General features: G+C 45.3%; 25 protein-coding genes. 14 read left to right on the top strand and 11 right to left on the bottom strand.

Annotated elements, in window-relative coordinates:
• The first annotated feature begins 3 nt into the window (after window positions 1-3).
• Both VTH8203_RS01325 and tldD read left to right on the top strand, forming a co-directional pair.
• Window positions 4-822 carry a carbon-nitrogen hydrolase family protein gene (locus VTH8203_RS01325; protein ID WP_167385776.1) on the top strand — a complete coding sequence of 273 codons (819 nt, stop codon included), beginning with the start codon at window positions 4-6 and terminating at the stop codon, window positions 820-822.
• Window positions 823-848: 26 nt separating this feature from the next.
• Window positions 849-2,288 (top strand): metalloprotease TldD, encoded by a 1,440-nt coding sequence (tldD, locus tag VTH8203_RS01320; RefSeq protein WP_096992011.1) that lies wholly within the window; start codon window positions 849-851, stop codon window positions 2,286-2,288.
• Window positions 2,289-2,351: 63 nt separating this feature from the next.
• On the opposite strand, the gene VTH8203_RS01315 is transcribed toward tldD, so the two are convergent.
• The gene (locus VTH8203_RS01315; protein WP_096992010.1) at window positions 2,352-3,728 is read right to left on the bottom strand and encodes a PhoH family protein; all 1,377 of its coding nucleotides are present in this window, start codon (window positions 3,726-3,728) and stop codon (window positions 2,352-2,354) included.
• 489 nt (window positions 3,729-4,217) lie between these two features.
• Between VTH8203_RS01315 and rapA the strand changes: the two genes are divergently transcribed.
• From rapA to VTH8203_RS01300, 3 genes are read left to right on the top strand one after another with little or no spacing between them, the layout of a single operon-like run.
• On the top strand, window positions 4,218-7,127 hold the full coding sequence (gene rapA, locus VTH8203_RS01310) for an RNA polymerase-associated protein RapA (protein WP_096992009.1): 2,910 nt from the start codon (window positions 4,218-4,220) through the stop codon (window positions 7,125-7,127).
• A gap of 59 nt (window positions 7,128-7,186) precedes the next feature.
• On the top strand, window positions 7,187-7,924 hold the full coding sequence (gene rluA, locus VTH8203_RS01305) for a bifunctional tRNA pseudouridine(32) synthase/23S rRNA pseudouridine(746) synthase RluA (RefSeq protein ID WP_096992008.1): 738 nt from the start codon (window positions 7,187-7,189) through the stop codon (window positions 7,922-7,924).
• Window positions 7,925-7,956: 32 nt separating this feature from the next.
• Window positions 7,957-8,919, top strand: a complete 963-nt coding sequence (locus VTH8203_RS01300) for a D-2-hydroxyacid dehydrogenase (protein WP_096992007.1) — start codon at window positions 7,957-7,959, stop codon at window positions 8,917-8,919.
• 36 nt (window positions 8,920-8,955) lie between these two features.
• On the opposite strand, the gene VTH8203_RS01295 is transcribed toward VTH8203_RS01300, so the two are convergent.
• From VTH8203_RS01295 to argR, 4 genes are all read right to left on the bottom strand, one after another.
• Window positions 8,956-9,396 (bottom strand): universal stress protein, encoded by a 441-nt coding sequence (locus VTH8203_RS01295; protein ID WP_096992006.1) that lies wholly within the window; start codon window positions 9,394-9,396, stop codon window positions 8,956-8,958.
• Window positions 9,397-9,521: 125 nt separating this feature from the next.
• The gene (locus VTH8203_RS01290; protein WP_096992005.1) at window positions 9,522-12,137 is read right to left on the bottom strand and encodes a TRAP transporter permease; all 2,616 of its coding nucleotides are present in this window, start codon (window positions 12,135-12,137) and stop codon (window positions 9,522-9,524) included.
• Window positions 12,138-12,391: 254 nt separating this feature from the next.
• Window positions 12,392-13,360, bottom strand: coding sequence for a TAXI family TRAP transporter solute-binding subunit (locus tag VTH8203_RS01285; RefSeq protein ID WP_096992004.1), 969 nt, complete (start codon window positions 13,358-13,360; stop codon window positions 12,392-12,394).
• 334 nt (window positions 13,361-13,694) lie between these two features.
• Window positions 13,695-14,165: a transcriptional regulator ArgR gene (gene argR, locus VTH8203_RS01275; RefSeq protein WP_096992003.1), complete on the bottom strand. Its 471-nt coding sequence runs from the start codon at window positions 14,163-14,165 to the stop codon at window positions 13,695-13,697.
• A gap of 326 nt (window positions 14,166-14,491) precedes the next feature.
• On the opposite strand from argR, the gene mdh reads away from it, so the two are divergent.
• Both mdh and VTH8203_RS01265 read left to right on the top strand, forming a co-directional pair.
• Window positions 14,492-15,427, top strand: coding sequence for a malate dehydrogenase (gene mdh, locus VTH8203_RS01270; protein ID WP_096992002.1), 936 nt, complete (start codon window positions 14,492-14,494; stop codon window positions 15,425-15,427).
• A gap of 105 nt (window positions 15,428-15,532) precedes the next feature.
• Window positions 15,533-15,724: a hypothetical protein gene (locus VTH8203_RS01265; protein WP_096992001.1), complete on the top strand. Its 192-nt coding sequence runs from the start codon at window positions 15,533-15,535 to the stop codon at window positions 15,722-15,724.
• A 58-nt stretch (window positions 15,725-15,782) separates the two neighbouring features.
• Here the strand turns inward: VTH8203_RS01265 and ispB are convergent, their stop codons facing one another.
• The gene (gene ispB, locus VTH8203_RS01260; protein ID WP_096992000.1) at window positions 15,783-16,754 is read right to left on the bottom strand and encodes an octaprenyl diphosphate synthase; all 972 of its coding nucleotides are present in this window, start codon (window positions 16,752-16,754) and stop codon (window positions 15,783-15,785) included.
• Window positions 16,755-17,026: 272 nt separating this feature from the next.
• Here ispB and rplU point away from each other — a divergent pair, with 272 nt between their 5' ends.
• From rplU to folA, 7 genes are all read left to right on the top strand, one after another.
• Window positions 17,027-17,338, top strand: a complete 312-nt coding sequence (rplU, locus tag VTH8203_RS01250) for a 50S ribosomal protein L21 (protein ID WP_006074830.1) — start codon at window positions 17,027-17,029, stop codon at window positions 17,336-17,338.
• Between the two features lie 21 nt (window positions 17,339-17,359).
• Entirely contained in the window at window positions 17,360-17,617 is a 258-nt protein-coding gene (gene rpmA, locus VTH8203_RS01245) for a 50S ribosomal protein L27 (protein WP_004409945.1), read from the top strand.
• A 268-nt stretch (window positions 17,618-17,885) separates the two neighbouring features.
• Window positions 17,886-19,052, top strand: a complete 1,167-nt coding sequence (gene cgtA / locus VTH8203_RS01240) for an Obg family GTPase CgtA (RefSeq protein ID WP_096991999.1) — start codon at window positions 17,886-17,888, stop codon at window positions 19,050-19,052.
• A gap of 218 nt (window positions 19,053-19,270) precedes the next feature.
• The gene (locus VTH8203_RS01235) at window positions 19,271-20,245 is read left to right on the top strand and encodes an FUSC family protein (RefSeq protein ID WP_244181125.1); all 975 of its coding nucleotides are present in this window, start codon (window positions 19,271-19,273) and stop codon (window positions 20,243-20,245) included.
• A gap of 108 nt (window positions 20,246-20,353) precedes the next feature.
• Window positions 20,354-21,121, top strand: a complete 768-nt coding sequence (locus VTH8203_RS01230) for a threonine/serine exporter family protein (RefSeq protein WP_096991998.1) — start codon at window positions 20,354-20,356, stop codon at window positions 21,119-21,121.
• Window positions 21,121-21,594 (top strand): threonine/serine exporter family protein, encoded by a 474-nt coding sequence (locus tag VTH8203_RS01225; RefSeq protein WP_167385768.1) that lies wholly within the window; start codon window positions 21,121-21,123, stop codon window positions 21,592-21,594. The genes VTH8203_RS01230 and VTH8203_RS01225 overlap by 1 nt, the downstream gene beginning before the upstream one ends.
• Window positions 21,595-21,613: 19 nt before the next feature.
• Entirely contained in the window at window positions 21,614-22,093 is a 480-nt protein-coding gene (gene folA / locus VTH8203_RS01220; protein ID WP_096991996.1) for a type 3 dihydrofolate reductase, read from the top strand.
• A gap of 46 nt (window positions 22,094-22,139) precedes the next feature.
• Here folA and VTH8203_RS01215 read toward each other — a convergent pair whose 3' ends face one another.
• The 5 genes from VTH8203_RS01215 to surA all read right to left on the bottom strand — a co-directional run bounded on the left by VTH8203_RS01215 (window position 22,140) and on the right by surA (window position 26,511).
• On the bottom strand, window positions 22,140-22,946 hold the full coding sequence (locus VTH8203_RS01215; RefSeq protein WP_096991995.1) for a symmetrical bis(5'-nucleosyl)-tetraphosphatase: 807 nt from the start codon (window positions 22,944-22,946) through the stop codon (window positions 22,140-22,142).
• A gap of 8 nt (window positions 22,947-22,954) precedes the next feature.
• Window positions 22,955-23,335 (bottom strand): Co2+/Mg2+ efflux facilitator ApaG/CorD, encoded by a 381-nt coding sequence (gene apaG / locus VTH8203_RS01210; protein ID WP_096991994.1) that lies wholly within the window; start codon window positions 23,333-23,335, stop codon window positions 22,955-22,957.
• Window positions 23,336-23,427: 92 nt separating this feature from the next.
• Window positions 23,428-24,234 (bottom strand): 16S rRNA (adenine(1518)-N(6)/adenine(1519)-N(6))-dimethyltransferase RsmA, encoded by an 807-nt coding sequence (rsmA, locus tag VTH8203_RS01205; protein WP_096991993.1) that lies wholly within the window; start codon window positions 24,232-24,234, stop codon window positions 23,428-23,430.
• On the bottom strand, window positions 24,231-25,217 hold the full coding sequence (pdxA, locus tag VTH8203_RS01200; RefSeq protein WP_096991992.1) for a 4-hydroxythreonine-4-phosphate dehydrogenase PdxA: 987 nt from the start codon (window positions 25,215-25,217) through the stop codon (window positions 24,231-24,233). Before pdxA ends, rsmA begins: the two co-directional genes overlap by 4 nt.
• Window positions 25,207-26,511, bottom strand: a complete 1,305-nt coding sequence (surA, locus tag VTH8203_RS01195; protein ID WP_096991991.1) for a peptidylprolyl isomerase SurA — start codon at window positions 26,509-26,511, stop codon at window positions 25,207-25,209. The genes pdxA and surA overlap by 11 nt, the downstream gene beginning before the upstream one ends.
• Window positions 26,512-26,583 lie beyond the last annotated feature (72 nt).

Here is a 26,583-nt window from a genome sequence, read left to right as displayed (position 1 = left end):
AGCATGGAACGCTTTGGCATTATTCAAATGACCTCTGGTCCAGAACCAGAGGAGAACTTTAGGTTTATTGAACACAAGGTAGAGTTTCTTTCTGCTAGAGGGATGAAGTGGGTTCTCACCCCTGAAAATTCCTTGGTTTTTGGTTCACGTGACGATTATCACCGTCATGCGGAATATTTAGGGGATGGCCAGTATCAGAACAAGCTGTCTGACTTGGCGAAACGTCATCAGATTCACCTTATTGTTGGCAGTTTTCCTATTCGTGTTTCTGAAACAGAAGTGACCACGACGACACTGGTCTTTGACGTAAATGGGCAGCGCATGAATCATTATGATAAGCTGCATATGTTTGATGTCGACGTCAATGATGGTCACAAAAATTATCGCGAGTCGGAAACTTTTAAAGCGGGAACCAATATTGCGATGGTACCAGCCGACTTCGGTGCTGTGGGGCTAACTATTTGCTACGACTTACGTTTCCCACATTTATTCAGCGCGCTGAGGGCGCAAGGGGCGAATGTTATCGTCGTGCCTTCGGCATTTACTGCGGTGACTGGAAAGGCACATTGGGAAGTCCTGTTGCGTGCTAGAGCGATTGAAAACCAATGTTGGATAGTCGCAGCTAATCAATGTGGCATCCACCCGTGTGGAAGAGCAACCTGGGGACACTCTATGGTGATATCGCCTTGGGGAGAGGTTCAAGGACAGCTTGAGCAGCAGACAGGTACAATAACCGCCGAACTGAATTTTGATGTTGTTGAAGAAGTGAGACAGAGTATGCCTGTCGCTAAACACATTCGATTTGAACAGTACTTACACTAATTATATTTACTATAAAGAGTAATCATATGGAACGCATAGAAGACGCGCTATTAGGGCCTACAGGTCTGTCTGAGCAAGATATTGAAGCTACGCTTGCGAGCATTGCAACTCGCCAGATTGACTATGCGGATATCTATTTTCAATCCAGCTGGCACGAATCTCTAGTGCTCGAAGACAGCATCATCAAGGACGGTTCATTTAATATCGACCGCGGTGTTGGTGTTAGAGCGGTTGCTGGCGAAAAAACGGGTTTTGCATACTCAGACCAAATCACACTGGATGGTCTGAAGCAAAGTGCAGTAGCGGCAAGAGGCATTGCACAGCAGGGTCAAAGCGCGCAAGTTAACGCGCTTACTCGTCGCGATAATCAAGCTTACTATGCAGCGGTTAACCCATTAGAAAGTTGGGAAAAACAACAAAAAACTGAACTGCTAAAGCAGCTTGATGCCTACATTCGTACTAAAGAGCCTTTAGTTAAAGAAGTCTCTGTCAGCTTAAGTGGCGTCTATGAGCAAATGCTGGTGGCGGCAACCGATGGAACCTTTGCTGGAGATGTGCGCCCATTGGTGCGCTTATCTATCAGTGTATTAGCACAGAAAGGTGACCGTCGTGAGCGTGGTAGTGCCGGTGGTGGTGGCCGCTATGGTTACGATTTCTTCCTCTCAACAGAAGAAGGTCAACAAGTCGCTTACAACTATGCCGATGAAGCCATTCGCCAAGCGCTAGTCAATCTGGAAGCGATTGACGCACCTGCTGGTACTATGCCAGTTGTACTAGGTTCTGGTTGGCCGGGAGTACTGTTACACGAAGCCGTAGGTCATGGCCTAGAGGGTGATTTTAACCGTAAAGAGTCATCAGTATTCTCTGGCAAGGTAGGTCAGCAAGTCACATCAAACCTGTGTACGATTGTTGATGATGGAACACTGCAAGACCTTCGTGGTTCGCTTAACGTGGACGATGAGGGTGTTCATGGACAGTACAATACGTTGATTGAAAATGGCACTCTGAAAGGTTACATACAAGACAAGCTTAATGCGCGTCTAATGGGAGTAAACCCTACAGGTAACGCCCGTCGTGAATCCTATGCCCACTTACCTATGCCTCGTATGACCAACACTTATATGTTGCCGGGTGAGCATTCTCCAGAAGAAATTATCTCTACCGTGAAGAAAGGTCTTTATGCACCAAACTTTGGTGGTGGTCAGGTTGATATTACCTCTGGCAAGTTTGTGTTCTCAGCATCAGAAGCGTATCTCATCGAAGACGGTAAGATTACTGCGCCAGTGAAAGGTGCGACGCTAATTGGCTCTGGTATCGAAGCGATGCAGCAAGTCTCTATGGTGGGTAATGACCTGAGTATCGACCGCGGTGTTGGCGTCTGTGGTAAGGCTGGGCAAAGTGTGCCAGTTGGTGTTGGTCAGCCAAGCTTGAAGTTAGATGCACTAACTGTCGGCGGTACTGACTAAGTTCACAAGTATAAAGCAAAAACTACCGTCATCCCCTTTTCAAGGGGATGACGTCTCAGCCACTTACAAGTTTTCCTCTGCAAATTCGGCCAATCTACTTCTTACCACACCATTTAAGTGAATGTTGGCACTGCCTCCGAAGTTCTTAAAGCGCTCAACCATATATGTTAACCCAGATGTTACTGGCGTTAAGTACGGGGAATCAATTTGTGCTAAGTTACCCGAGCAGACAATCTTAGTCCCCTCACCACAGCGAGTAATGATGGTTTTAATCTGAGAGGCTGTTAAGTTCTGGCACTCATCGAGTAAAACAAACGCATTTTGGATTGAACGTCCGCGCATGAAGTTAATAGATTTGAACTGAATGTTTGCTTTATCACAGATGTATTTCAGTGAGCCCTCAGTGCAGTGATCGTTCTTGTGTAGCGCTTCGAGTGTATCGGTAATGGCAGCCAACCAAGGCATCATTTTTTCTTCCTCAGTACCCGGAAGAAAACCGATGGACTCGCCGATGTCGGGTGTATTTCGGGTGACGATGATCTTATCGAACATACCTCTCTCTATCGTCATCTCTAGCGCTGCAGCCATAGCGAGTAGCGTCTTACCACTACCTGCGGCACCTGTGAGAATCACTAAATCGATATCAGGGTCGAGTAAAGCATCCATGGCCATGCCTTGGTAGATATTCTTAGGGCGAATGTCCCATGCTTGTCGACACAATAGGCGTTCTTGGCTCAGATCTCGAATTGTCACTTTATCACTATCAATGTCGGCTACTCGTCCAGCAAAATCACTACTATCATCGATCAAGTATTGATTGATAAACGTTGGGTCAATCGCGGCTCTGTCGAAAGTGTGATACGTCTTGTTGGCGAGGGTTTTGGTTTCCACCTCGTCGATATGTTCCCAAAACGCCCCTTCAGATTTTTGAAAACCTTTTGTGAGGTACTGAACATCATCGATTAGTTGATCAGTACGGTAGTCTTCAACAAAGCGAACACCAGCTCCTTTAGCTCTTAAGCGCATGTTGATGTCTTTAGTTACTAAAACGACTTCTCGAGGAGAGCGTTTATTTTGCAAGTAGAGCACCGCATTGAGAATCCGGTTGTCGCCTTCCTTGTCGGCGAAAGCTTTGACTGTTTCTTGCAGCACATAATCTGCCAATATTGAAATGGTTCCTGTTGCTTCCATTTGGTGAGAGAAGGGAATTCCTTCAGAAATTTCATCAGGCGTCGCTTCTTTAAAGATAACTTCAAGAGCTCTAATTGCGACGCGTGCATCACGAGCAACATCGCGTTTGCTGTCCTTAATGCGATCGAGTTCTTCAAGTACGGTCATGGGTATGACGACGTCGTGTTCTTTGAACGAAAAAATGGCGTGGGGTTCGTGGAGAAGGATGTTGGTGTCGAGAACGAAAAATTTACGGTCGGTATCGCCCATAGAGTCTCCTTGCCGCAACTGGCGTTTGTCCTTTGCGGTTAACTCGGATTGGGAACGAGTCAGACTGGGGTCAATGCTGGCTCGAACTTCCTATCCTAGTGAGTCAACCTTGCTACGTTCAATCGATGGTAAGTCTAATTGAACCTGATACCCTTGTATCCGATTTTAATATGTCTTTCGATAACATATTATTAACGTTTACAATTTAAGTATAAGTGAAAAAACTCACTTTGTTCTTTACATTTGCCACTATTTTTTTGCAGTTTGATGTCAGCCACGACAATGCAAAAAAAACTTTGGATTTCCTTGTAATTGGCGTGACCTACATCACGCCTTCGAGTAAGATTAGCGACCTTTCACCCCTGGGTGAAAATGAGCAATATTTGCTCTATCACCTACTATTATTTGGGCGGAGTTTTGTGCTTGGTTATCCACTGAGTTACCGCTGAATAGCTAAAAGATATCGATACGAGTTGAGGTAGTCTTTCTATGACATTTGCTTTAGGGCAGCGCTGGATTAGCGATACGGAAAGTGATTTAGGTTTAGGTACGGTCGTCGCATTGGATGCGAGAACAGTGTCTTTTATGTTTGCTGCATCAGAAGAGAATCGCGTGTATGCACGCAGTGATGCGCCAGTCACCCGAGTCATCTTTAATGTTGGCGACGTCATAGATAGCCAAGAAGGTTGGACACTTCTAGTTGAAGAAGTGCAAGAAGACCAAGGCGTATTAACGTATATCGGTACACGCCAAGATACTGAAGAGCAAGGCGTGATGCTACGTGAGATCTTCTTGAGTCATCAAATCCGTTTTAACAAGCCTCAAGACAAATTGTTTGCAGGTCAAATTGACCGTATGGACAACTTTGTATTGCGCTATCGTGCTCTCAGCAATCAATACGAACAGCATAGAAGCCCAATGCGCGGCCTTTGTGGTATGCGTGCCGGTTTGATTCCTCATCAGCTTTTTATTGCCCACGAGGTTGGTCGTCGTTACGCGCCACGTGTATTGCTGGCTGATGAAGTAGGCTTAGGTAAAACCATTGAAGCCGGTATGATCATTCACCAGCAAGTGCTGTCAGGTCGTGCTCAGCGTGTATTGATCGTAGTGCCTGAAACACTGCAGCATCAATGGTTGGTCGAAATGATGCGCCGCTTCAATTTGCATTTCTCTATTTTTGATGAAGAGCGCTGTATCGAGGCTTACGCGGAAGCGGATAACCCGTTTGATACGCAACAGCTTGTTTTATGCTCTTTAGACTTTTTGCGCAAGACTCGTAAACGTTTTGAGCAAGCGCTTGAAGGCGAATGGGATCTACTGGTAGTGGATGAAGCGCACCACCTAGAGTGGAGCCAAGATAATCCAAGTCGTCAGTACCAAGTGATTGAAGCGCTGGCTGAAAAGACACCGGGTGTACTTTTGCTAACGGCAACACCGGAGCAGTTGGGACGTGAAAGCCACTTTGCACGTTTGCGTCTTCTCGATTCAGATCGCTTCTTTGATTATGAATCGTTTGTCAAAGAAGAAGAGCAATATGCGCCAGTTGCCGATGCAGTAACGGCGCTATTCTCAGGGGAAGCTCTGAGCAATGAGGCGAAAAACCAAATTACTGAGTTATTGTCTGAGCAAGACGTTGAACCATTGTTTAAGGTTCTAGAAAGCAACACCAGTGATGAAGAAAAGGCTACGGCACGCCAAGAGCTTATCGATAACCTAATGGATCGTCACGGCACAGGACGAGTGTTGTTCCGAAATACCCGTGCGGCGATTAAAGGTTTTCCAAAGCGCAACGTCAATCTTGTGCCGATGCCGATCCCACAGCAATACACCACTTCTATGCGTGTATCAGGCATGATAGGTGGCAAAATGTCACCAGAAGCACGTGCGATGAAAATGCTCTATCCGGAAGAGATTTTCCAAGAATTTGAAGGTGAGGACTCTAGCTGGTGGCAGTTCGACTCTCGTGTTAACTGGCTGATTGAAAAGATTACAGCCAAGCGCAGTGAGAAAGTCCTAGTGATTGCGTCACGTGCAAGCACCGCTCTTCAGCTTGAGCAAGCGCTGCGTGAACGTGAAGGTATCCGTGCAACTGTGTTCCACGAAGGGATGTCGATTCTTGAGCGCGATAAAGCAGCCGCTTATTTTGCTCAAGAGGAAGGTGGCGCTCAGGTCTTGATCTGTAGTGAAATCGGTTCTGAAGGTCGTAACTTCCAGTTTGCGAACCAACTGGTGATGTTTGATTTACCGTTCAACCCAGATTTGCTGGAACAGCGTATTGGCCGTTTGGACCGTATCGGTCAGAAGCGTGATATTGACGTACACGTTCCCTATTTAGAGAACACCTCTCAAGCGATACTGGCGCGTTGGTTCAATGAAGGACTCAATGCATTTGCGGAGACGTGTCCAACAGGTCGTATGGTGTACGACCGCTATGAAGAGAGCATTATCAATATGCTTGCGAGTGGCGACACGACTGAGCTAGATGAGGTGATTGAAGGTTCCAGACACTACAATCAAGAGCTTAAGCATGAACTTGAGCAAGGCCGTGACCGCCTACTTGAGATGCACTCTAACGGTGGTGAAGCGGCGCAACAGATTGTCGAAAAGATTGCAGCGACCGATGGCGATACTAACTTAGTCACATTCGCACTGAGTTTGTTTGACACGATTGGTTTAAACCAAGACGACAAAGGCGAAAACGCCCTAGTGGTGACGCCTTCTGAGCATATGATGGTACCGAGCTATCCAGGCTTACCGTATGAAGGCGCAACCATTACGTTTGACCGTGATACCGCGCTTTCTCGTGAAGATATGAACTTTATTAGTTGGGAACACCCAATGATTCAGGGCGGTATCGATCTCGTGATGAGTGAAGGCGTAGGAACGTGTGCCGTTTCGCTGCTGAAAAATAAAGCACTTCCAGTCGGTACTATCTTATTGGAGTTGGTATATGTTGTGGATGCGCAGGCGCCAAAACAGAGTGGTATTAGCCGCTTCCTACCACCAACACCGATTCGTCTGATGATGGATGCTCGTGGCAATGATCTCTCTTCACAAGTTGAGTTTGAAGGTTTCAACCGTCAGCTTAGTCCAGTAAATCGCCATCTAGGTAGTAAGTTGGTGACGTCTGTTCAAGCTGATGTTCATCGTTTGATTGAAGCGGGTAATGAAGCGGTTGAAGAGAAAGTCGTGGCGGTTCGCGAACAAGCGCACAAAGCGATGTACGCAAGCTTGAACGGTGAGTTAGAACGCTTACAGGCACTAAAAGCGGTAAACCCAAATATTCGTGACGAGGAAATCGAATCGATTGAAGCTCAGATTAAAGAGCTTGATGGTTATATTGCGACAGCTCAAGTTCAACTGGACTCGCTACGTCTGATCGTTGTCAGCCACAACTAATAACACAAAGTAGGACGCAGATATCTGCGTCCTACTTCATTGTGATGCGGTAAATTAATATGGTCATGCTTAGCTACACCCCTCCTACCGAACCTTGGATAGAGACGGTATTCGAAGACGAACATATCCTCGCAGTAAACAAGCCTTCAGGTCTATTGTCTGTCCCAGGTAAAGCGCCGGAGCACTACGACAGCATGTGGAGTCGCCTCGTTGAGGTGTATCCCGATATTCAAGTGGTGCATCGTTTAGATATGTCCACTTCTGGGTTGATGTTGTTAGCGAAAAACAAACAAGCAGAGCGTTCTCTAAAGAAACAGTTTCAATATCGGCTGACTCATAAAGTTTATTATGCGCGAGTATGGGGAACGCCTACCCAGCAAGAGGGTTTGATCGATCTGCCGTTGATTTGTGACTGGCCGAATCGTCCGAGACAGAAGGTCTGTTACGAACATGGCAAACCATCGCAAACGTACTATCAAGTGGTGAAACAAGAACAACAGACCAGCATTGTGCGCTTATTTCCGATTACTGGACGTTCACACCAATTAAGGGTGCATCTACTGGCATTGGGTCATCCTATCGTTGGTGATGAGTTCTATGCTCACGAAGAGGCAATGAAGCTCTCAGAGAGATTAGAACTGCATGCGGCAGAGCTGTGTTTTTATCACCCTGAAACCGAAAAACTGCAATCCATTTTCGTGCCATGCGATTTTCATCAAGTGCCTGAGCCGTTAGTGGTGCAACATTTTGACCCTGCGCCAGATTTACCGGATTATAAGACTTTGCCTCGGTCATAAAATGTGTGGCCGCACGACATCAAGGAGAAGTCATGGCCACCAAGAAAATTGTCTTTTTAGATCGTGATACCATTCCAGCGTCTATCACGATCCCGACACCACATTTCACACATCAGTGGTTCGAGTATGACTCGACCTCGCCTGAGCAAGTCATAGAGCGTATTCATGATGCGGATGTCGTTATCAGCAATAAAGTCTACTTAGGTTCAGAGGTGCTTGAACAGGCCAAACACCTTACACATATCGCTGTTGCCGCGACAGGCGTTAATAACGTAGACCTCGATTACTGCGTACAACGCGGCATTGCGGTCACCAACATTCAAGGCTATGCGACTCAGTCGGTGCCTGAGCATGTGGTTGCTCTGCTGTTTGCTTTAATGCGCAATATACCTGCCTACCACAACGATATTCGTAATGGAGAGTGGCAACGCCAGAATAAATTCTGCTTTTTCACACATCCTATTCAAGACATTGCTAATTCAACATTAGGGATTATTGGTAGTGGTGCGCTAGGACAGGCGACCGCTAGGCTTGCTCGAGCTATTGGTATGAAAGTGCAGTTTTCTGAGCGCAAAGGTGCGGTGCAATGCCGTGAGGGTTATGTGCCTTTTGAACGGTTTTTGAGTACAAGCGATGCCATTGTGCTACTTTGCCCTTTGACCAACCAAACGACGGATCTTATCGACGCTGAAGCATTATCGAACATGAAGCCTACGGCTATCTTGATTAATACTGGACGTGGTGGTTTGGTTAATGAAGCCGCATTGGTTAGCGCGTTAAAGCAAAAGCAGATTGCTGGAGCTGGGGTGGATGTATTTACCGAAGAGCCTGCACCAGAGACCAATCCTTTGATCGAGAATATGGACTTACCCAACTTAGTGCTAACGCCTCATGTTGCATGGGGCAGCCATTCTTCTATAGAGAAACTTTGCGCTATTTTAGTGAATAATATTGAAGCGGTAGAGCAAGGGCGAACCCAAAACAGAGTGGTATAGAAACGACTCGCCCCACTTTTAAGTGGGGCGATGGCATTAATCGGTTTGTGGTTTGACGACCAGTACATTAATGGGCGAATTTTGCACCACTTTGCTTGCCACTGAACCAAGAACCACTTTATCGATCCTGGAGCGTTTATGGCTAGGCATAACAATAAGATCTGCGCCTAAACGCTCAGCATGGTCAAGAATCGTCGCATACGTCTTTCCCTCTGCAACATGAACTTTATACACCACTTCATCAGGAATGTGTTGGTCAGCAAATGATTTGAGCTGTGCTTTGACATCATTTTTCATTTGCGAGGCGGCGTCTTTGGGGAAATATGTTGCGACCATAGACATATGGATGCCCGGAAGAACATTCAGTAAATGCACTTCAGCATTAGAGTGTTTGGCGTGCCAGACAGCGATTTCTACAGCTTTATCTGAAAAACCTTCTTCGTTTAAATCGACAGGAACAAGGATTTGCTTGTACATGTGTTTTCTCTTTTTGGTTTGTACCCTACTAGCATAGGGTAAAGCATACGCTTGGCTAGTGTTATCCGTTCCGTATTAAGGTCTTTAGGCTCTGAATTCAAAGGCGAATCCAGAGCCTGATACCTCTATGCGCTCAAGTTTTCACGACGAGCACGGCGTTTCTGATTCATTGCTAGAGCGAGAAGCAACAGCAAAGCTGGTACAAACACCCACTCTTTCATTGGTCTATCTGCATCCTGCACAATAGATTTAATTTCCCAGTCGAAGTCTAGACCAGACGCTTCTGCTGGGCTTCCAAACTCAACCATATCGATGATCATTTTATCAGCATCTTTGTCGAGCATGAGACCCATCGAAGCGATACGCTCTTCTGCGGTGACAGCGTTGTCGTCAAAAGGCAGTCGAACGGTCTTTTCAACGTACTTACCTTCGAGCGTTTCACCAGCAACACGCAACTCGATGGATTGTCCAACATTTAGCTTCTCAACAACTTGAGCTATCTCAACACCTGGCGAAAGAACTTTCGCAGGAAACGCCATATCCCACCAAAAACCCGGTCTGAAGAAGGTAAAGGTAAGGACTAGCAGTAAGATAGTTTCCCACCACTTGTTTTTGGTGAACCACCAACCTTGAGTAGCCGCTGAGAAGATGAGCATGGCAATAATCGCGGAGATAACCGTTAGTGCGAGGTGCCACCAGGAGTCAATACCTATCATTAACAACTGCGTATTGAAGATGAACATGAACGGCAGAATCGCCGTACGAATATCGTAGGTAAAACCTTGAATACCCGTTCGAATTGGATCGGATTTAGCAATCGCAGCAGCGGCAAAAGCGGCAAGACCCACTGGCGGTGTATCATCGGCTAAGATGCCAAAGTAAAACACGAACAAGTGAACGGCAATCAGCGGGATAATAAGACCGTGCGCAGCCCCCAATGTCACGATTACTGGTGCCATCAAAGTAGAAACCACGATGTAGTTAGCCGTTGTCGGCAGACCCATCCCCAGAATTAGGGAGATGATAGCGGTGAACAACAACATCAATATAATGCTACCGCCAGAGATAAACTCAACGAAGTCAGTCATGACAAGGCCGATACCTGTTAACGTCACCACACCCACGACAGTACCTGCCGCTGCGGTCGCTACACCGATACCAATCATATTTCTTGCGCCTGATACTAAGCTTTCCGCCAAGTCGACAAAACCTGCTTTGATCTCCGCTTGAACATCATTAGTTTTTGCCATAAAAGCGATTAATGGACGTTGGGTGATCAGAATAAAGATCATAAAGACAGTGGCCCAGAATGCCGATAACCCCGGAGAAAAGCGCTCCACAGTCAGACACCATACAAGAACCACGATCGGTAATAGAAAATGCAGACCAGATTTAATCGTTGGACCTGGGTCTGGCACTTCCGTAAGTTCTGCGTCAATTTCAATGCCGCCTTCTTTTGCGTATTTAGCTGAAATACGCAACAGTGCGATATAAGAGAGCAGTAGAGCCACCCCCACAATAGGTGTTGCTGCATCACCAAACACACCTTTGGTCCAACCGATACCATAATAAACGATAGCGCTAATGACGCAGAGGCCTAGGATAGTGCCCGTAAACGACAGCAGGCTTTGAATCAGTGTTGGGTTGTGACGGCGAGGAAGCCCCTTCATACCTGCTTTACATGCTTCAAGGTGAACAATGTAAATTAGAGCAATGTAAGAAATCAGCGCAGGTAGTAGTGCTGCTTTAATAACTTCAACGTAAGAAATCCCCACATACTCAACCATCAGGAATGCCGCAGCACCCATGATCGGTGGCGTTAGCTGACCGTTGGTTGATGCAGCCACTTCCACAGCCCCTGCTTTTGTCCCCGGGAAGCCAACACGTTTCATGAGAGGTATGGTAAAGGTACCTGTAGTTACTACGTTGGCGATGGAAGATCCAGAAACCAAGCCTGACAGACCTGATGCCACAACGGCCGCTTTTGCGGGACCACCACGCATGTGACCTAATAGAGAAAATGCGACTTTAATAAAGTAAGCACCCGCTCCGGCGCGCTCCAACATAGCTCCGAATAAAACGAATAAGAATACAAATGACGTTGAAACACCAAGTGCAACACCAAATACACCTTCTGTTGTTAGCCACAGATGTGACATCGCTTTGTTCAAGCTTGCGCCTTTGTGAGCGATAACATCCGGCATGTATGGACCGCCAAAGGTATACAACAAGAATACCGCAGCGACGACCATTAGAGGTGGACCTAAAGCACGGCGTGTTGCTTCAAGTAGTAGAATCATACCCGTACAGGCAACGACAATGTCCATTGTGGTTGGTGCGCCCGAGCGGCCTGCCAATTGAGTATAAAAGAGGTAAATGTAGGCAGCAGAAAAACTACCTGCCAGTGCTAAAATCCAGTCGATAGCAGGAATTCGATCGCGCGGTGAACCTTTCATCGCCGGATAAGCGGTAAACGCGAGAAAAATAGCAAACGTTAAGTGAATTGAACGTGCTTCTGTGTCGTTCAGTACGCCAAAGTTAAAAATAAACGGCAGTGGGGATGCGTACCAAAGTTGAAATAGCGACCAACATAGTGGAACAAGCCAGAGTATTTTGGCGGGAATCCCTTTTGGGCTTCTTGCTCCAGTGTCAGCTTGTGCGACCATTTCTTGCACATCTTGCACATCTTGCACATCTTGCACATCTTGCACATCTTGCGACGGTTGTGTTGTCTGCGTCATGTACTTTTTCCTTTATTATTTTATGGTCCAGTGTTTTTCAAACAAAATGAACGAACCATATTTCGCATTTAACATTGTAGTCAATGGATGCAAACGTGTGGTTTTAGTTGTGTTTCTTAAGGCTCTAAAAATGACGGGCTTGGAAAGAGAGCCCAAATAGCCACACCAATTGGGTCAACTGGTGTTGATTGTTTTGAGTGATACTCATATTAGAAAAGTGGTAGGGGAAGGGAGCCTTCCCCTACGGAGTCGTCTTACTTAAGAAGACCAACTTCTTTGTAGTACTTCTCTGCACCTGGGTGAAGAGGAATAGATAGACCAGCTTGAACCATATCTTCTTTCTTCAGGTTAGCAAATGCAGGGTGTAGACGTTTGAACGTATCAAAGTTTTCAAAGACAGCTTTTGCGACGTTGTAAGCCACTTCATCAGAAACGTCTGATGTGGTTACCATCGTTGCCGCTACACCAAAGCTTTTCACATTTTGGTCTGTGCCACGGTACATACCGGCTGGTACATTACTGTATGCGTAGTATGGGTTGGCCGCTACGATCTCATCGATCTGTGCGCCAGTTGCCGGAATGAGCTTAGCATCACAAGATGTTGTTGCTTCTTTGATAGATCCGTTTGGATGACCAACTACGTAGACGAATGCGTCGATTTTGTTATCACAAAGTGCTTGAGAGCGCTCTGAACCTTTTAGTTCTGATGCCAGTTTAAAGTCATCGTTAGTCCAGCCCATAGCATCCATAACAACACCCATTGTCGCACGGTCACCAGAGCCTGGGTTACCGATGTTTACGCGTTTACCTTTCAGATCAGTCACGTTTTCGATACCAGCGTCAGTGCGAGCGATAATGTTGAATGGTTCTGTGTGCAGAGAGAACACTGCACGAAGCTTTTTGTATGGGCCTTGCTCTTCAAACTTGCTTGTGCCGTTGTAGCCGTGATATTGCCAGTCAGATTGAACGATACCGAAATCTAACTCACCAGCACGCATAGTGTTGACATTGTAGATAGAACCACCAGTGGACTCTACTGAACAACGAATATTATGTTCCTTACGGCCTTTATTCACAAGCTTACAGATTGCACCACCAGTTGGGTAATAAACACCCGTTACCGAACCTGTGCCAATTGTGATGAACTCTTGAGCGTTAACAGCGCCAGCACCCATAACGGCAGCGGCAATAGCACCAATTTTAACAAGTTTCTTAAATGCCATGAATTTCCCTTCCTTATTCATTATTAGCTCTGGATTGCCATAGGTGTATCCAGAGGTTTCCTATGTGGAAACGGCATCTTCTTCAATCCATATGTTGAAAAAGTGGCGCAATCATACCAAAAAAATTGGCAGAAAATTACTAAATTGTTAATGAATGTAGGTGATTTGTCTGTGTTGGAGGATTTGAATAGACAACTGTTTTTAGTGTGTAATTCAATGAAAACAATTAATTAGAATGTAATTATTAGTTACTGTTCGATTTATCAAGGTGTGATATAAATCACGGAACAATCATGTTCCGTGATACTTTATTCTAATTGTTAATGTTTAAAACTTAACCTGCGTAATCAAACAGATCACAGACTGACTCAAACAGCTGTTGGGTAGAAATGTTAAGGGTCGGAGTAATGAAAATGGTGTCATCACCGGCAACGACGCCCAAGATACCTTCGGCTTTACCTAGTGAATCGAGTAATCGAGCAATAAGCTGTGCCGCACCTGGGCCAGTATGGATAACGACAATCGCGTTGTTGTAATCAATATCAAGAACTAATTCACGTAGTGAACTTGAGACAGTCGGTACCCCGAGTTCAGCGGGAAGACAGTACACCATCTCCATTTTTGCATTACGGGTCCTCACTGCGCCAAACTTAGTCAACATACGTGACACTTTTGATTGGTTGATGTTCTCAAACCCTTCAATTTTTAATGCGTCGACAATCTCGCCCTGTGAACCAAAACGCTCTTCTTTTAGTAACGCCTTAAACGCGCGAACCAGGTTGTCTTGTTTGTCATTATTGCGCATAAACGCCTCTTATATTTGTTCAACTAGCAGTGATCCGGCTATTGTGGCACAGAACCGCGATCTTGACCAAATAATCCATGGTTTATGCCAACGGTATCACTAATATTAATGCTGATAACCTCATAATTAGCAAGGGGTAAAATGGGTTCTCATCCTTGCGTTGTCATGTTAGCGTAGTAGCACGTAATCAGTGAGTTGCGCGAGCTCGCAAAGCTGAGGTTAATTGATTGTAATCGATTAGTGATTACTATAACTTTTTAGCTAATCGATGAAAAATTACCCTACAAAACTATTAATAAGAGATATCAATCTCAAGGAGAACTCCCATGAAAGTAGCTGTTATTGGTGCCGCAGGTGGCATCGGCCAAGCCCTAGCTTTATTGCTAAAAAATCGTCTTCCTGCTGGTTCTGATCTAGCCCTGTATGATATTGCTCCTGTCACGCCAGGTGTTGCGGCTGACCTAAGCCATATCCCAACGCCTGTCTCTATTAAAGGCTATGCGGGAGAAGACCCGACTCCTGCTCTTGAAGGTGCAGATGTGGTTCTGATTTCCGCTGGTGTTGCTCGTAAGCCTGGCATGGACCGCTCGGACCTATTTAATGTTAATGCTGGCATCGTTAAATCGTTGGCAGAGAAAATTGCGGTCGTATGTCCTACGGCTTGTGTCGGTATCATTACCAACCCTGTTAATACCACAGTACCTATTGCCGCTGAAGTCTTGAAAAAAGCGGGTGTGTACGACAAGCGCAGACTGTTTGGTGTGACGACACTCGATGTTATCCGCTCTGAGACATTTGTAGCGGATCTTAAAGCGAAAGATCCAGGTGAGGTTCGTGTTCCGGTTATCGGTGGCCACTCTGGTGTTACTATTCTGCCGTTACTGTCTCAAGTAGAGGGGGTGGAGTTTACCGCAGAAGAAGTTGAAGCCTTAACGAAGCGTATTCAAAACGCTGGCACTGAAGTGGTTGAAGCTAAAGCGGGTGGCGGCTCTGCAACCTTGTCTATGGGTCAGGCGGCATGTCGTTTTGGTCTAGCTCTGGTTAAAGGTCTTCAAGGCGAAGAAAACGTTATTGAGTGTGCTTATGTAGAGGGTGATGGTGAGCATGCACCATTCTTTGCACAGCCAGTTAAACTAGGTAAAAACGGTGCGGAAGCTATTTTAAGCTACGGTGAACTGAGTGATTACGAAAAAGCTGCACTGGATGGCATGCTAGAAACGCTCAATAAAGATATCGAAATTGGTGTCGAGTTCGCTAAGTAAATTCTTACATTAAAACTTAACGAACAAAAGCCGATCTCTTTAAGATCGGCTTTTTTGATCTATACCATATAACAGTCCGTAGCTAAAACAGCGGGAGGAAAGGGTATGGAAATAAAAGATGTGGTAAAAGGTATGTGGGTCGCCTCACGACACGGTGCTGGGAGAGTACTAGTGGTGGATGAGCTATCTCAATCTGTGTTGGTTGAGCCTATTGGAAGCGAAGAACAGTGGGCACTGTCAGTGGATGAAGTGGAAGAGGAGCTTCAGCTTCATAACGGCTGCGATAAATACTATTAAACTCAGCAGGCCTCAAGATTGAAAAAAAGGCAGTGACTTTTCGTCGCTGCCTTTTCATTTATGCCGTTCTTTTTACTGCCATGTAAGCAAGCGCGACCAAGGCTTGTTTATATTCATTGTCAGGCACGATAGAAAGCGCTTCAATGGCCTTGTCCGCCTCTTTAAAGGCCATGTCTTCAGTGTACTTCAATGAGCCAACACGATTCATTGTAGCCATAATGGTATCGAGCTTATCAATCCCATTACCTTTTTCAATCGCTTCGCGAATCATCGCACTTTCGTGCTCATCACCGTTTTGCATCGCATGAATTAGCGGTAAGGTCGGTTTACCCTCAGCGAGGTCGTCACCCACGTTCTTGCCCATGTCTTCACCAGTAGAGGTGTAATCCATGACATCATCAATAAGTTGGAATGCGGTTCCCAAGTATTTGCCGTAATTCTGCAGCGCCAGTTCGACTTCAGGAGAGGCGTCATTGAGGATGGCCCCGACTTGAGTTGCTGCTTCAAACAAACGTGCGGTCTTGGAGTAAATGACTTGCATGTAGCTTTCTTCAGAAGTATTTGGGTCATTGCAGTTCATGAGCTGCTGAACTTCACCTTCTGCAATCACGTTTACTGCTTCACTCATGAGTTCCAAAATGCGCAATGAACCAAGGACTGTCATCATTTGGAAAGAACGAGTGTAAATGTAATCGCCAACCAAAACACTTGCCGCGTTACCAAAGGCGGCATTAGCCGTCGCCTTACCTCTACGCATATCAGATTCATCGACCACGTCATCATGTAGCAATGTTGCGGTATGGATGAATTCGATAAACGCTGCAGCCGTTGTGTGTGCGTTACCTTGATATCCTAAAGCTTTCGCTGAAAGCAGTGCGAGCAGGGGCCTTAAGCGCTTGCCGCCACTACTTACAATATAGAAACCAAGTTGATTGATTAGACTAACTTCTGAGTTTAATTGTGCTTGTATTGTTTCATTCACTTTTGCCATATCATCGGCAGTCAGTGCTTGGATAGCTTCAAAATCCATTACGTACCCGGTTGAGCTTAGAGCCAATAAGGCTTAGTCGTTGGTTATAATCTGTGAATAATACACTAAAAAACGTTGATTAATACATGGTGAAAGGGCATTATTGCCGCACTTTTCATTGGCGATTAGTGTTTCGCCAATTTTTTCAAAATATGGCTTGTCATAGGGTAATCATTCGCGTAGAATCTGCGCCCTATTGATGATTAGTTTAGCGCACACCCTATTTGTTGAAATAACAATCAAAAGGCTGTGCGGAAAAAGCGGAGTAAAATATGTACGCTGTTTTCCAATCTGGTGGTAAACAACACCGTGTAAGCGAAGGTCAAACTCTTCGTTTAGAGAAATTAGACGTTGAAACTGGTGCAACTGTTGAATTTGATAAAGTTCTTCTTGTTGCTAACGGTGAAGACATCCAAGTTGGCGCTCCTCTTGTTGAGGGCGGCAAGGTAGTTGCTGAAGTGGTACAACACGGTCGTGGCGATAAAGTAAAAATCGTTAAGTTCCGTCGTCGTAAGCACTCTCGTAAGCAACAAGGTCACCGTCAGTGGTTCACAGAAGTGAAAATCACTGGCATCAACGCTTAATTCGATTAGGAGAGTTTAACAATGGCACACAAAAAAGCTGGTGGTTCTACTCGTAACGGCCGCGATTCAGAAAGCAAACGTCTAGGTGTTAAGCGTTTCGGTGGTGAGTCTGTTCTTGCAGGTAACATCATCGTACGTCAACGTGGTACTAAGTTCCACGCTGGTACTAACGTTGGTATCGGTAAAGACCATACTCTTTTCGCTCTTACTGAAGGTAAAGTGAAATTCGAAGTTAAAGGTCCTAAGAACCGTAAATTCGTTAGCATCGAAGCTGAGTAATTTAGCCTTAAGCTAAATTATGAATAAGCTTTCTAGCTGAATTTAAAAGCCCTGCCGAGTCGGCGGGGTTTTTTATTTATATGGGCAGTCGATAGAGACAAGTCTCTAGGCAAAGTTTTATTGGAATAACTGGCTTTGCGTGATGGGGAATCGTCTCTGTCATCTGCTAAAATGTAGTGATAATTGATTGAACCCACAAAGTGATTCTATGATCTTTTCGGTAGGATGGCTTTGGTGGTGGGTAGCGAAGAAGTAGTCGGAGTAAGAGATGAAGTTCGTTGATGAAGCGGTAGTAAAAGTCCAAGCGGGCGATGGCGGTAGCGGTGTCGTTAGTTTTTGGCGCGAAAAATTCGTAACGAAAGGTGGTCCTGACGGTGGCGATGGCGGCGACGGTGGCGACATCTATATCGAGGCAGATGAGAACCTAAATACGCTGATTGACTATCGTTTCCAACGCTTCTACGAAGCCGAGCGTGGTGAAAATGGTCGCGGTGGTAACTGTACTGGTAAGCGCGGTAAGGATAAGGTACTAAAAGTACCTGTCGGTACTCGTGCTGTTGATATTCATACCAATGAAATCGTTGCTGAAGTTGCTGAGCACGGCAAAAAAGTGATGGTTGCAAAGGGTGGCTGGCACGGTCTAGGTAACACTCGATTTAAGTCGTCTGTTAACCGTGCTCCTCGTCAGAAAACTCTAGGTACCAAGGGTGAAATTCGCGAACTGCGTTTAGAGCTATTACTGCTTGCTGATGTGGGGATGCTTGGTTTGCCAAATGCGGGTAAATCTACCTTTATCCGTGCGGTTTCTGCGGCTAAGCCAAAAGTTGCTGACTATCCATTTACGACGCTGATCCCTAGTTTAGGTGTGGTGAGTGTTGTTCCAGAGAAAAGCTTTGTAGTAGCGGATATCCCAGGCTTGATCGAAGGCGCTGCAGATGGTGCCGGTCTAGGTATTCGTTTCCTTAAGCACTTAGAGCGCTGCCGAGTATTACTACACATGATCGATATTATGCCTATCGATCAAAGTAACCCAATCGAGAACGCACTGACGATTATTGATGAGCTAGAGCAGTACAGCGAAAAGCTTGCTAATAAACCACGCTGGTTAGTCTTCAATAAAGTAGATCTTATGCCAGAAGACGAAGCGAATGAAGTGATCCAAGAGATCCTTGATGCGCTTGGTTGGGAAGACGAATATTTCAAGATCTCAGCCGTGAACAAGCAAGGCACTAAAGAGCTTTGTTATAAGCTTGCTGACTTTATGGAAACACTGCCTCGCACTGAAGAAGAGCTCTCTGAAGAAGAGAAAGTCGACTTCATGTGGGATGATTACCACAAAGATGCCATGTCAGGTAAAGACGTCATTACTGAAGACGATTGGGATGATTGGGATGATGAAGAAGATGATGGTCACGTTATCTATGCCCGAGATTAATCGTCGCTTATAACGATTTAAAAAGCTGCAAAGTTCCTTTGCAGCTTTTTTTGTACTTAAATAAATTGAGTGTCGCTGTTACTAGGGTGAGCGAAACAAGCTCTATTCTCCCTCTTGGCGCGAAAGGAGATTTCAAATGGATTTAAGTCGACGAATTTCGAATGTGGATGCCCTGATATTTAATATACTACCGCGTTGTGCATGGTGTACGAATTTCCGTGGCATTTGTATTGACCTTTGCTTTAACCTCTTACTTTCAGGTTCCAGAAAGCACCTGGATTCTTATTACGTTAGTTGTAGTGATTGGCCCTATATCCTATGTGGGTAATGTTTTTCCTCGAGCTTGGCAGCGCGCTATGGGAACGATGATTGGGGCATTATCAGGAGTTATCGCTATTTTTCTTGGTCAATGGTCAATATTGGCTATGTATGCGTGGTGTGGGATAGTGATGTTTTTTAGTGCCTATTTTGCGTTAGGTAAACGTCCTTATGTAGGGTTGTTGGTTGGGATTACGCTTGCGCTCACTATTGGTGCGTGTATTGATGATATTGAAGTCGCGTTATGGCGAGGCCTTGATGTAACGATTGGCTGCTTACTAGCGGTGTTGTTCTGTATTGTTTATCCCCAGAGAGCGTTTATTCATTGGCGTATGCGACTGGGAACCACGCTCGAACGGTTTGCGAAAATATACCACGTCTCTACCTCATTAAATCTGTTGGAGCAGCCAAGTATTGAGCGAGACCAACAAACACTCATGAAGGAAATGGTAACCTTGAGAAGTCTCATAGCACCTTCAGCTAACGAGTCAAAGCTAAGTGCACGATTATTAGAGGCGATTCAAGTTCAGCTTCGCAATATGCTTTACTCCCTTGAGCTTTTAAACACCTCTTATTGGAGCGATAGACAGACCCATTCGAATATGCTTTGCTCTGAAACTCTTACGGACTGTCATAACATCATTGAAAGAGAATTGGAGGAACTTGCAACACTCGTAACGATAGGGACATTAGATACCGAGCTTTCGGGCGAAAAAATTGCGATAGCAAGAGAGAGATTAAAAAACAGCTTACCAAAGATTGACGGTGAAGAGGTTATTATCAGTGGTTACTTGTGGCTCAATTTGAGGTTGATGGAGGATCTCGTTATCTTAAAACGACTTTTAGTCGACTCGCTGCATCCTCCTCAAACGTAGTTTTCATTATTTTGTTGTTCTTTGTCAATCGGGGTTGAGTTTTTGGTTCATCAGTCCTTTGAATGGCTCTAAAATGAGCTCCACATTGAATAACAACGAAAACTTGGAATGGATTCTAAACAACGAGCCGTCTCTCGGCTTATTGCGCAAGCAGGACAAATGCTCCTTGCTCACGGCGCGGAAAGTACCTTAGTTGGTGATATTACCCGAAGAATGGGAATCGCTGCCTCCATGGATGAAGTAGAGGTATCACTGTCCGCGAGTTCATTAGTGATTACTACGGTTTACCAAGAGCATTGTGTTACGACAGCAAGGCAAAGCCCTGATAGAGGGCTCAATATGCGTGTTGTGACTCAGGTCCAACGTATTTGTATCATGATGGAGAAGGGGATTCTCGATTATCACCTCGCCCAAAGGAAACTCAATCAAATTAGCCCTGAACGCTACAATCGTTGGCTAGTCGTTGTGATGATAGGTTTGTCGTGCGCTGCTTTTAGTCGCCTAGCCGGTGGTGATTGGTCAGTGTTCGGAATGACGTTTCTAGCCTCTGCCATCGGTATGACGGTTCGTCAAGAAATCGGTCATCGTCATTTTAACCCCTTGTTAAATTTTGCCGTTACGGCATTTGTCACGACACTTATTTCGGCGCAAGCTGTGATCTACAGTATCGGTGCGCAACCTCAGCTAGTCATGGCGTCATCAGTGCTCATGTTGGTTCCTGGTTTCCCATTGATTAACTCCTTCGCGGATATGATCAAAGGCTACGTAAATATGGGGATCGCTCGTTTTGTGTTTGCCAGTTTGCTCACTCTTGCCACCTGTTTGGGAATCATTGGCGCGATGAGTTTAACCGACGTTTTAGGGTGGGCTCAGTAATGACGTTGGTGGAATTATTGCTCGCTCTACTCAATGATATGTTTTTTGCCGCTATTCCTGCCGTCGGTTTTGCGTTGGTATTTAACGTTCCTCAGAATGCGTTAGCGTATTGCGCCATTGGCGGAGCCGTTGGTCATGGTTCTCGTTTTTTAATGATGCATTATGGCGTGCCGATTGAATGGGCCACTTTTTTTGCCGCAACGATTGTCGGTATGATAGGTGTTCACTGGTCCCATAAGTTCCTTGCTCACCCAAAAGTGTTCACTGTCGCCGCACTTATACCTATGGTTCCAGGAGTCTTTGCTTATAAAGCCATGATTGCTATGGTGGAAATCAATCATCTCGGTTATACCCCGGAGTTGGTCGAGATATTGATGGAGAACTTCCTAAAAGCGATGTTCATTATTGCTGGCCTGGCTATTGGTCTTGCTATGCCAGGGCTGTTATTCTATCGCAGCCGACCTGTCGTTTAATTAGGAAAACCGTACTTCAATGATTATCAGCATGATTGCCGCTATGGCAGAAAATCGAGTCATAGGCAAAGATAACCAAATGCCTTGGCATCTCCCTGCCGACTTTATGTGGTTCAAAAAGTGCACCATGGGAAAGCCCGTGATTATGGGCAGAAAGACGTATGAGTCCATAGGGCGCCCTTTACCGGGTCGTCAAAACATCGTAGTGAGCCGAAACTCTGATCTTCGTATAGATGGAGTAGAGACAGTGACGTCCTTGGAACAAGCTCTGAGCTTGGTGAGTAACCTCGAAGAGGTGATGATCATAGGTGGTGGTAGTTTTTATGAGCACTGTTTGCCGATAGCGAACAAGCTTTATCTTACCTATATTGATGCAAACGTTGATGGTGATACTCAATTTCCTGACTGGGGAGCCGGTTGGCGGCAAGTCTATAGTGAGCAATATCAGGCAGATGAGAAGAATGCTTACGACATGCAGTTTGTTATTCTTGAGCGTTAATAAAAAACTCCTAGGATAGGTTTCCTAGGAGTCCTTTGTAGCTTATTTAGCTTAAAGCTGACTGTTCAAAAATTTGCTTGTCTTCCCAACGAATCATGGTCAGGCGCCCTCCCCAAACACACCCGGTGTCGAGGCCTATGACTTGATCGCTAATATAGCCACCTAGCGCCGCCCAATGTCCAAATAGCACAGTTTTCTTGAGAGGAACGCGGCTTTCTAACTGAAACCAAGGAATATATTCTAGTGGGTTTACGTCGTTTGGAGGGAGCTTACAACCCATATCTAATCGGCCATCTGGATAACAAAAGCGCATTCTGGTGTAAGCATTAATGATGTAACGCCAGCGTTCGAAACCTGTTAGCTCAGGCTGCCAAAAGTCGGGTTCATTACTGTACATATTATGGATCAGTGCTTGCCAATTATTACCTTGTAGTTGCTGTTCAACCTCTCTGGCATTTGTTCTTGCCTGTTCTAACGTCCATTGAGGAGAGATGCCAGCATGGCAAACGGCAAATTCGTCATGTTCTAACAGCAGAGGTTGGTGTCTAAGCCATTCCAAGAGTTCTTCGGAGTCGGAAGCTTCCAAAATTGGTTGTGTTTTGTCTTTGGGTTTTGCTTTGTGTATACCTAGCGAGACCGCTAATAAATGAAGATCATGATTACCCAGACACACTTTAGCACTCGCACCCATCGACTTAACAAAGCGCAGCGTTTCCAGTGATTTTGGGCCTCTAGCCACGAGGTCACCGGCGATCCATAGGGTATCTTTTTGTTTATCAAAATGACTGTTCAATAACAGACGTTCCAATTCATCCAAGCAACCTTGAATGTCACCAACAATGTAATTAGCCACAAAAAACCTTAATTCAGAATATTAGGAATTGCTAAGCGAAACGGCTCAATTTCCGCGATAAATTCTTTACCGTTTGTATCAATCATCACGTAGTGACCTTGCATAACGCCAACAGGGGTTTCAATTGCTGTTCCGCTAGTATAAGTGTATTCGTCACTCTTCTCGATCACAGGTTGCTGGCCAATCACTCCTTCACCCTCTACGCTGATCTGTTTGCCATTTGCATCAGTAATGAGCCAACGTCGACTCAGCAGTTGTACCGTCTGTTGACTCAGGTTTTTGATGGTAATGACGTACGCGAAGACAAAACGTTTGTTATCCGGATCAGATTGTTCTTCAACGTATTTAGTATGTACTTGGCATTTCACGCATGGCGAAGTGGTATCCATATGATTCTCCTATGCTATTGAAAGGGCTGTGTATAAAGTTACTATGACAAAAAAAAACGCTCCTTAGCAAGCTAGTGAGCGTTTTTAATGGTCTAGCTATGACTCTCATCCAGCCAGTTAGCCATTGCAACAAATTGTGGCAAGGTTAGATTTTCTGGTCGCATAGATGGGTTGATGCCCAACTCTTCTAGTGTTTCTGCGGACATAAGAGATTTGTAACAGTTGCGAACGGTTTTACGGCGTTGGTTAAAACCGTCACGACATACTCTGTCGAGCCATTTTAGGCTTGTCGCAGGATAAGGAAGGTTCTCATAAGGAACCAGTCTAACGACAGCAGAGTCGACTTTTGGTGGTGGTACAAACGCTGTTGGTGGTACTTCAAGTACAGGAACCACTTTGCAGTAATACTGAGCCATCACCGTAAGGCGGCCATAAGCTTTAGTACCTGGACCCGCCGCAAGACGGTTAACCACCTCTTTTTGTAGCATAAAGTGCATATCTTGAATGTCTTTATGAAACTCAAATAAGTGGAACATCAACGGCGTAGAGATGTTGTACGGCAGGTTACCGAAGATACGCAGCTTGTTGTTTGGGTTAACAAGTTGAGTAAAGTCAAAACGCATCGCATCACCTTCATGAATAGTGAGTTTATCACCTAATTCAGGGTGGTTGCGTAGACGTTCAGCAAGATCTCGGTCTAATTCAATAACCGTAAATTTGTCAACTTCTTTGCCAACAGGCTCAGTAATTGCACCTAGACCTGGGCCAATTTCGACTAGGTTTTGACCTGGGCGCGGATTGATCGCTGATACAATTCCATCGATAACATAAGGATCATTTAGGAAGTTTTGACCAAAACGCTTTCTTGCTTTGTGCCCTAAGTGGACATCATTTCTCATTGTCTGCTCTCTACTAAATCTATTGCGTACGCCAGTGCTGTCTCAAAGCTGCCAAAATCTGCTAGGCCAGTGCCAGCAAGATCTAATGCAGTGCCATGATCGACCGATGTCCTTATAAAGGGTAGACCAAGAGTAATGTTTACTGAACGACCAAAACCTTTGTATTTAAGTACAGGAAGAACTTGGTCGTGATACATGCCTAAGACAGCATCCGCATCGCGTAAATATTTATCATTAAATATCGTATCGGCAGGTAATGGGCCGATAAGTTGATAATCTTTTTCTGTGCTAAGTTTCTCTAGGGTCGGAGTGATAGTGTCTATCTCTTCCATACCTAAGCAGCCATCTTCACCTGCATGAGGGTTAAGGCCACAGACATAGATATTAGGTTTGGCAATACCAAACTTGGTGACTAGGTCGTGATGCAATATATCAACAATGCGTGTCACACGATCTTCGGTGATGGCAGCAGGTACTTCCGATAATGGAAGGTGTGTCGTGACAAGTGCGGTTCTTAATCCTTCCGTCGCAAGCATCATCACCACTAATGGTGTATTGGATACTTCGGCAAAGAACTCGGTATGGCCACTAAAGCTGACACCAGAACGATTGATCACCCCTTTATGCACAGGGCCGGTGACAATAGCATCAAATTCACCTTTCATACAGCCTTTTGCTGCTTTTTCTAAGGTATTTAATACGTATTGTCCATTAGCTTCATCTAGCTTCCCTGCTTGGGCTGGGTTTTGCAGCGGCTCATGTAAAATAACTAAGCGGCCTTTGCTATGCGTATCGTGAACCGTGGGATCATAATCGATGAGCTCGACTTCAATCCCAAGTTGATGTGCACGTTCAGCAATCAAGTGTTTATCAGCACAGACAACGACCTGATGAGGCCAGTCTCGCTGTGAAAGAGCGACAGCAAGATCGGGGCCGATGCCCGCTGGCTCACCAGCGGTAACAACAATACGCTTAGTTGGCATTGTCCTCATCCTCATCACTGTTCACCATCTCTACAAAAGCACTGGCGCGAAGTTCTTGACTCCACGCAGAGGCTTCTTCATTGAATTTGCGATTAAACAAGATGCGGTATGCGCGGTTTTGCATTGCTGAACCTGTCTTATCGACGTCTCGACGATCCAAAACTTCGACAATATGCCAGCCATGCACCGTTTTAAAAGGTTTACTAATTTGCCCAATAGGTAGCGTTTCTACTTGATGCTTAAACTCAGGCACGTAGAGTTCAGGAGTTTGGTAGCCCAATTCACCACCTTGAACCGCTGAACCAGGGTCTTGGCTATATTGCTCGGACATTTCAGCAAATGTAGAGTCGCCAGATTGAATCTTCTTGATGATGTTGTTGAGCTCTCTTTGTACCCCTTCATCACTTAAAATGACGGTAGGCTTGATAAGAATATGGCGCGCGTTCACCTCAGTAACAGACACCGTCTCTAACCCTTTAACGTCTTCAATTTTTAATATGTGAAAACCAACACCGCTGCGGAACGGACCAATAATGGTACCTTTTGTTTGCATCTTAATTTGGTCAGCAAAAATGGTTGGCATCTCTTCTTTACGCATCCATCCCCAATCGCCGCCTTCAAGTGCTTTTGGCCCTTTTGAATAGGTATAAGCCATGGTCGCGAAGTCTTCACCTGCTTTTAGGCGGGTAACAAGTTCTTTCGCCTGTTTTTCTTGAACACTTTTATCTTCGCCATCGTTAAAGCGTAATTGAATGTGACGAATTTTATAGGTCACCGTGGCATCGCTTTCTTTAGCAAGTAGTTCTGCAAGGTTATCGACTTCAGCGGGCAGGATATTGATTCGTTGTCTTACCATCGCGTTGCGAGCTTCGCTGGCGGCGATTTCATCACGAATTTGCTCACGAAACGCTTCCCATGTTAAACCTTCCTCGCGCACGGTTTGGCGAAGCTGCTCGATGGTTTGGTTGTTGTTTTTAGCGATATCGTTAAGTGTGCTTTCCAATCGGGTATCATCGATACGCACACCGATACGGTCAGCTTCTTGAAGCTGCAACTTCTCTAAGATCAATTTATCAAGGATCTGTTCTTGGATAATATCAGCAGAAGGCAGCTCTTGATTATTCTTACGAGCATTGGCTGTGAGCGTCTTAGTCGTAGAATCAATATCACTTTGCAGGATAACGCCATCGTTGACGATAACACGAACGCGATCAAGCTCAACGGGCTCAGCAACAGCTTGCCAAGCCACTGCCGCGAGAAGACAGATTGAAAGGAGTTTGCTTATAAATTTCATCGATATTCCTAGTGAAAACTTCACAGACTAAGAGTCTGTGAAGTTGATAAAGTTCCTAATTCTCGTAGAACG

The sequence above is a fragment of the Vibrio thalassae genome (genome assembly GCF_900089835.1).
Lineage (GTDB): Bacteria > Pseudomonadota > Gammaproteobacteria > Enterobacterales > Vibrionaceae > Vibrio > Vibrio thalassae.
This window is presented reverse-complemented; position numbering and strand designations above follow the sequence as displayed.